A 409-nucleotide genomic window follows, 5' to 3' on the forward strand; every position below is an offset into this window, starting at 1 on the left:
GCCCTTTTTGACTGCCTCGACATTTTCCGTGCCGAGATCGTCCTTCTTGACGCCGCCATTCATTTTCATGGCGCGCACGGTTGCAACGATAATTGCGGCTGCAGGTTTGAGGCCCGCCTTGCGGCATTTGATGTCGAAGAATTTTTCGGCACCGAGATCGGCACCAAAACCAGCTTCCGTCACCACATAATCGGCAAGCTTCAACGCCGTCGTCGTCGCGACGACCGAGTTGCAGCCATGCGCGATGTTGGCGAACGGGCCGCCATGGACGAAGGCCGGATTGTTCTCCAGCGTCTGCACAAGGTTCGGCTGCATTGCATCCTTGAGCAGAACGGTCATCGCGCCATCGGCCTTGATGTCGCGCGCAAAGACCGGCGTCTTGTCGCGGCGATAGGCGATGATGATGTTG

1 protein-coding gene is annotated in these 409 nt (G+C 57.9%); it reads right to left on the reverse strand.

The window, feature by feature from the left end:
* On the reverse strand, positions 1 to 409 hold a 409-nt coding region (locus AB1462_RS32325; protein ID WP_367249203.1), incomplete at both ends, for a formate--tetrahydrofolate ligase.

Source organism: Pseudomonas sp. SB113 (genome assembly GCF_040754745.1).
GTDB classification, from domain to species: Bacteria; Pseudomonadota; Gammaproteobacteria; order Pseudomonadales; family Pseudomonadaceae; genus Aquipseudomonas; species Aquipseudomonas grimontii.